At 71.8% G+C, this 4,547-nt stretch carries 5 protein-coding genes; all 5 read right to left on the reverse strand.

All coding sequences use genetic code 11. The annotated features are described in order from the left end of the window. The coding region (locus ACFXAZ_RS38795) for a hypothetical protein (protein ID WP_384601583.1) at positions 1–315 on the reverse strand (315 nt) is incomplete at its 3' end. Between the two features lie 294 nt (positions 316–609). Next, positions 610–1,722, reverse strand: coding sequence for an ATP-binding protein (locus ACFXAZ_RS38800; protein WP_384601586.1), 1,113 nt, complete (start codon positions 1,720–1,722; stop codon positions 610–612). Further along, complete coding sequence (locus ACFXAZ_RS38805) at positions 1,719–2,462, reverse strand: response regulator transcription factor (RefSeq protein WP_384601589.1); 744 nt, start codon at positions 2,460–2,462, stop codon at positions 1,719–1,721. Before ACFXAZ_RS38805 ends, ACFXAZ_RS38800 begins: the two co-directional genes overlap by 4 nt. 113 nt (positions 2,463–2,575) lie before the next feature. Beyond that, complete coding sequence (locus tag ACFXAZ_RS38810; protein WP_384601591.1) at positions 2,576–3,280, reverse strand: spermidine synthase; 705 nt, start codon at positions 3,278–3,280, stop codon at positions 2,576–2,578. Positions 3,281–3,809: 529 nt separating this feature from the next. Beyond that, positions 3,810–4,310 (reverse strand): YfbM family protein, encoded by a 501-nt coding sequence (locus tag ACFXAZ_RS38815; RefSeq protein WP_384601594.1) that lies wholly within the window; start codon positions 4,308–4,310, stop codon positions 3,810–3,812. Between the last annotated feature and the right edge of the window lie 237 nt (positions 4,311–4,547).

Here is a 4,547-nt window from a genome sequence, read left to right on the forward strand (position 1 = left end):
CGCCTGCGCGGGGGCCGGGGCCGCCGCCGGGGTGACGGGCGCGGGCGGCGCCGGGGTGGCCGGAGCCGGGGTGGTGGTCTCCGCAGCCCCCGCGGCTGCGGTACCCGCCGGAGCCGGGGCCGCGGGGGCCCCCGGCTTGTAGTCGGCGAAGAAGTCCCACCAGGCGCGGTCTACCGAATTCGGGTCCTGGAGGTACTGCTGATAGATCTCGTCGACGAGCCACTCGTTCGGACCGAACGCGGCAGCGGGGTTCTTGCCCGCTGGGTCGGCGTCGGTCGAGATGCTCGATGCGTTACTGGGGGACTGTGGCGACACGGCGGCAACCGCCCTCTTCCGCTTCACAAGTGATGGGACAGCGGGAATTAAGGCTACGCCCCCATGACCGGGAAGGTCAGGTCGGGCCGGTTCAACGTCGCGCAAGTCACATCCGAAAGCGTGTTTCGGGGCTGGAAATGGCGGGAAACAAGCGGGGTTCCGCCTCTGAAGAAATGCGTCCGCCCAGGTCCGGCGCGTGTCGCGCGCCGACCCGATGCCGACCCGTGCCTGATCACACGTGTCCGTGGTGGCCCGGTGCATCCGGGCCCGAAGCGTTCCCGAGCAAAGTTTACGTCAACTTGGCAGAAAGCGATCTCCCGGAAGGGTGACAAGGATCCGGCAGCCCCTATCGGATTCGGCCACTCCGATCCGGCCGCCGTGCAGATCGACGGCCCAGCGCGCGATCGCCAGCCCCAGCCCCGTACCGCCGTCGCTGCCCGGACCGTGCGGCCGATTGACCGCCCCCCGGTTGAACCGCTCGAACACCCGATGCCACTCCGAGCGCGGAATCCCGGGCCCCTCGTCCAGCACCTCCAGCTCCAGCGACTCCGGACGCGCGCCGCGCCGGGCCCGGAGCGTGACCCGGCCGTGCGGCGGGCTGTGCTTGACCGCGTTGTCGATCAGATTGGCCACCACCTGGTGGATCCGCTCCGGATCGGCGTGCGCGGTCAGCTCCGGCGGGGAGACATCCAGATGCAGATGTACGTCCGTACGGGTGTGACCGCCCGACCCGGAGGCCATGCCCGCGCGCGCCGAGGACACCATGTTGGCCTCCTTCAGCACCCCCGACAGATACGGCCACACCTCGAACCGGCGCTGCTTGAGCGGCACCACCCCGTGGTCCAGACGGGACAGGTCCAGCAGCGTCTCCACCAGCCGGCCCAGCCGCTCGGTCTGCTTCAGGGCGGTACGCATGGTCTCGGGATCGGCCTGGGTGACCCCGTCCACGATGTTCTCCAGCACCGCCCGCAGCCCCGCGATCGGGGTGCGCAGCTCGTGCGAGACATTCGCCACCAGCTCCTTGCGCTGATGGTCCTGCGCCTCCAGCTCGTCCGCCATGCGGTTGATGGTGACGGCCAGATCACCCAGCTCGTCCCGGCGGTTCTCGCGCACCCGGCGGGTGTAGTCGCCGTGCGAGATCGACCGGGCCACCGCGTTCATGTCGTCCAGCGGCGCGGTCAGCGAGTGCGCCACGAACTGTGTGATCAGCAGCGTGGCGATCATCGAGAAGACCGTGATGAACCGCAGCTCGGTCTGGGTGCGCACGGCGATCATCGACAGACCGGTGGTGATCAGTACCGAGGTGACGACCAGCGCGCCCAGCTTGGTCTTGATCGAGAACGGGCGTACGCCGCCCCAGGGCTCACCCCCGGGGCTCTTTCTCGCGGCCGGCCGCCCCTCGCTCATGGCGTCGGTGTCTCCAGCGCGTAGCCCACGCCGTGCACCGTGCGGATCCGCTCGGCGCCGATCTTGCGCCGCAGCGCCTTGATGTGGCTGTCGACGGTCCGGGTGCCGGAGGCGTCCGCCCAGTCCCACACCTCCGCCAGCAGCTGCTCACGGGAGAGCACCGCGCGGGGCGTGTTCGCCAGGCACACCAGCAGATCGAACTCGGTGGGCGTCAGATGCACGTCCTCCGAGCGCACCCGCACCCTGCGCTGCGCGTGGTCGATCTCCAGCTCGCCCAGGCGCAGGATGCCGCTCCTCGGCGTGGACGCGGCGATCGCCGCCCGCTCCACCCGGCGCAGCAGCACATGCACCCGCGCCGCCAGCTCCCGCATCGAGAACGGCTTGGTCATGTAGTCGTCCGCGCCGACGCCGAGCCCGACCAGCATGTCCGTCTCGTCGTCACGCGCCGTGAGCATCAGCACCGGCACCGGGCGCTGGGCCTGCACCCGGCGGCAGACCTCCAGACCGTCGAAGCCGGGCAGCATGATGTCGAGGATCAGCAGATCGGGCTGCCATGCCTCGGCCGTGTCGACCGCCGCCGGTCCGTCCCCGGCGGTCTGCACCAGAAATCCCTCGGCGCGCAGCCGGGCCGCGATGGCGTCGACGATCGTCGGGTCGTCCTCGACCACCAGCACCCGTCGCTGTGCGCCGGGTGTGGCCGTGGCCGCCGCGCTGTTCTGGGAGGTGTGTGTCTGCTCCATCGCCCGCCCCTGAAGTGTGCTTTCCGGAATCCGTGGGGTGATTCCTTGACTGCGCTTGACGCTTGAATCATCCGCGCCAGGTACGCAGCGTACGGGCAGTCCCCGCGCCTTTGCTATCCAGGCCGGACGCCGAGATGCACGACGTCCGGAACGCCCCGGGCAACCGGGACCTCTTCGGTACGCACACGGTGCAATCCGGCATTCCCCAAGGTTCCTTCAAATTCCGGAGAGGGTTTCGCGGACCATACGGCGAGTACCCCACCGGGGTTCAAGACCCTTGCGCAGCTTGCGATTCCGGTCTCCGAATAGAGTCCGTCATTGTCCTCGGTGACGGTCCATCCGGGCCCGTTGTCGATGTCGAGGCACAGGGCGTCATAAGTGGCGCACGTCTCATTGACGTACGCGACCAGATCCGCCTGGACGATCTCGGTGCGCGGGTCGGCGAGGGCCTCGCGGGTGAACTCGGCGAGCGGGCCCGCGCGATGCCAGTCGATGACGGCCGGTTCGCGCTCCACGACCGTGATCCGGCCCCAGCGGGGATCGGCGGCGGCGTGTGCGAGCGAGAACCCGACGCCGAGCCCGCCGATCAGGACGCTGGGCGTGGGTCGCCCGTCCAGCGCGGAGAGCGCCGCGTCGATCAGCAGCCGCTCGGAGCGGCCGTCCGAGGTGTCCATCAGAAAACAGCCGTTGGCGATGATCTGGAGCAACTCGCCGTGTCTGCGCAGCACGACCTCGCCGTAGGGGCCCTCACGCCGGTCCAGGACTTCCGGGCGGTCGGCGAAGGCGGGATGGCTGGGAGGGACGGAAGAGGCGGACATCCACCCATCCTGACAGCCTCCTGACGCCCACCCGACGGAATTTCGCACGCAGTGTTGACGGACCGTGAACACGGCCGGGGGAGGCGGGGCGGAGTGCGCGCGGGGTGGGCGCGGACCGGCCTGGGCGCGGCGCCCGCCCCGGCTCTCGGCCACAGCCCGTGCGCCCGGGTCCGACGGGACCGCGCCCGGGGTGCCGGAACCGGCCACCAGCGGGGCGCCCCGCCCGGCGCTCGCCGCGCGTACGGCGGCCCGCTCCAGCGGGACGCGGGCCAGGATCGGCACGGCGTCCAGCACCGTACGATCTCGGCCAACTCCTCCTCGGGGAAGGTGAGTGGGCTCGCGGGGAGAACGACTCGCGGGCCCCGGCCCGAGGTTCGAACGGCCTGCCCACCCGTGGCACCGCCGGCTCGGGTCGGCGACCGCCCCGACAGCCACTTCGGCCCGGTCCGGGCGGACGTACGGATACTCGAACAAGGGACGGGGCCACGGGAGCCGGACCGCTCGCCCCCGTCCGCGGTGCCGTCGGGTATCAGCCGATCCACAGGACGACGGCCTGCCGGTAGCGGGCGGCGATCCGGAAGAAGCGGGCCAGTTCCTGGTACTCCGCGGTCACCCAGTCCAGCGTGCCGTCGCGCTCCCAGATGTGGGGGTAGATCTCGGCCGCGGTGAGGTCCGCCGGGTTCACGTCCTCGTCCAGGGCCTCGGGGGTGAGGGCGGCGAGGGCCTCGGCGGCCAGCCGGACCCGGTCGGGGGTGAGGTAGCGGGGCGGTCCGTGGCCCCATTCCGCCGCGCCGGGGAGGTCGTCCTCACCGAACACGATGTCGACGGGGAACGCCCGGCGGCGCAGCAGGAAGTCCAGGGCGTGCCAGGTCTTCTCCGTGCTGTGCAGCCGAGGCTCGGGTACGGGTCCCTCCACGGCGTCCGCCGCCTCGGCCAGCTCGCCGACCCGCTCCCGGGCCCACTCGGGGTCGCCGAGCGCCCGGTCGAGTTCGGCGGCGGTCAGACGTACGTATTCTCCGGTCATTCCCATGGGCGGAGACTAGGAGGCGGGACTGACAATGCCGTCCACACGGTCCTCACCGTCCTAGCCGAGGCGCTTCGCGCTGGTCAGGGGGCGACCAGGCGCCGGCCCGGCGACTCGTGGAGCGCCCGGCCCGCCGGGGTGGCGCCGAAGGACGGCCGGGCGGGGGGGCCCCCCCCGGGGGGGGGGGGGGGGGGGGGGGGGCGGGGGGGGGGGCGGGGGCCCCCGCGGGGGGGGGGGGGCGCC

This window comes from Streptomyces sp. NPDC059477 (assembly GCF_042749375.1).
Classification (GTDB): domain Bacteria; phylum Actinomycetota; class Actinomycetes; order Streptomycetales; family Streptomycetaceae; genus Streptomyces.

Excerpts from the sequence above, each read along its gene's own strand:
- ACFXAZ_RS38800 (WP_384601586.1), bottom strand. The coding sequence starts at position 1,722 with ATGAGCGAGGGGCGGCCGGCCGCGAGAAAGAGCCCCGGGGGTGAGCCC.
- ACFXAZ_RS38805 (WP_384601589.1), bottom strand. The coding sequence starts at position 2,462 with ATGGAGCAGACACACACCTCCCAGAACAGCGCGGCGGCCACGGCCACA.
- ACFXAZ_RS38810 (WP_384601591.1), bottom strand. The coding sequence starts at position 3,280 with ATGTCCGCCTCTTCCGTCCCTCCCAGCCATCCCGCCTTCGCCGACCGC.
- ACFXAZ_RS38815 (WP_384601594.1), bottom strand. The coding sequence starts at position 4,310 with ATGGGAATGACCGGAGAATACGTACGTCTGACCGCCGCCGAACTCGAC.